Annotated in this window: 2 rRNA genes; both read left to right on the top strand. The window is 57.5% G+C overall.

What is annotated here, in order from left to right:
- Positions 1-170, top strand: a 16S ribosomal RNA gene (locus tag E4S61_RS25065); the annotation flags it as partial.
- A 344-nt stretch (positions 171-514) separates the two neighbouring features.
- A 23S ribosomal RNA gene (locus E4S61_RS26050) occupies positions 515-1291 on the top strand; the annotation flags it as partial.

The following is a 1291-nucleotide window of genomic DNA, read 5'->3' as shown; positions in this document are numbered from 1 at the left end:
TGTCAGAAGCGCGCGGTGAATACGTCCCTGCTCCTTGCACACACCGCCCGTCAAAGCACCCGAGTGGGGTCCGGATGAGGCCAGCATGCGCTGGTCAAATCTGGGCTCCGCAAGGGGGCTTAAGTCGTAACAAGGTAGCCGTAGAGGAATCTGCGGCTGGATCACCTCCACAGATCGGGATCGAGGCTCTGCCTCGACCCACCTTACATTGGTGGCTTTTGCCACCCGCACTGTCGGTATGCGTACCACCGACGACTGTATGGGCCCATTGGGCTCACAAGACCGCTCCGAGGCGGAATCCCTTCACGGGGATGTCGGGTGCAACTCCCGACGGGTCCGTACTTCGCACTCGTACCGTCAGGTACGCGTGCGACGACAGATGCACCATCCCGGGTGAAACCGTGGTTGGGAAGGGTCGATTCGCCTACCATCTACCACCTTGGGGGCGAGCATGAAACCGTGTGTACGTGCGATCCAGGCGTCCACTGGACTCGTTCAGTTTAGCGAGTCACAACGACGTTGGCTACTATGCCAGCTGGTGGATAGCTCGGCTCGAGAGCTGAAGAAGGACGTGCCAAGCTGCGATAAGCCTAGGGGAGCCGCACGGAGGCTTAGAACCTAGGATTTCCGAATGGGAATCCCCACAGCAATTGCTTCGCGCAATGAGGAACCCCGAGAACTGAAACATCTCAGTATCGGGAGGAAAAGAAAACGCAATGTGATGTCGTCAGTAACCGCGAGTGAACGCGATGCAGCCCAAACCGAAGCGCTTACGCGCAATGTGGTGTTTGGACCGACTCTCATCGCTCGATCGCTTTCATGAAGTCCCTTGGAACAGGGCGTGACACAGGGTGACAACCCCGTAATGAAAGCCAGTACGGCGTGCGTCAGTTCCAGAGTAGCGGGGGTTGGAAATCCCTCGCGAATTTCGCAGGCATCGACTGCGAAGGCTAAACACTCCTCGAGACCGATAGTGCACAAGTAGTGTGAACGAACGCTGCAAAGTACCCTCAGAAGGGAGGTGAAATAGAGCTTGAACTCAGTTGGCGATCGAGCGATAGGGCATACAAGGTCCCTCGGACAACGACCTAGGCGCGAGCCTACAGTAGAATCCGTGGGAAGCCGATGTTCTATCGTACGTTTTGAAAAACGAGCCAGGGAGTGTGTCTGTATGGCAAGTCTAACCGGAGTATCCGGGGAGGCACAGGGAAACCGACATGGCCGCAGTCTTACGACGAGGGCCGCCGTCTTCAAGGGCGGGGAGCCATTCGGACACGACCCGAATCCGGAC

Origin of the sequence: Haloarcula amylovorans (assembly GCF_004681185.1) — an archaeon.
GTDB classification, from domain to species: domain Archaea; phylum Halobacteriota; class Halobacteria; order Halobacteriales; family Haloarculaceae; genus Haloarcula; species Haloarcula amylovorans.
Note: the sequence above shows the minus strand (reverse complement) of the source record. Positions and strands in the feature narration are given on the sequence as shown.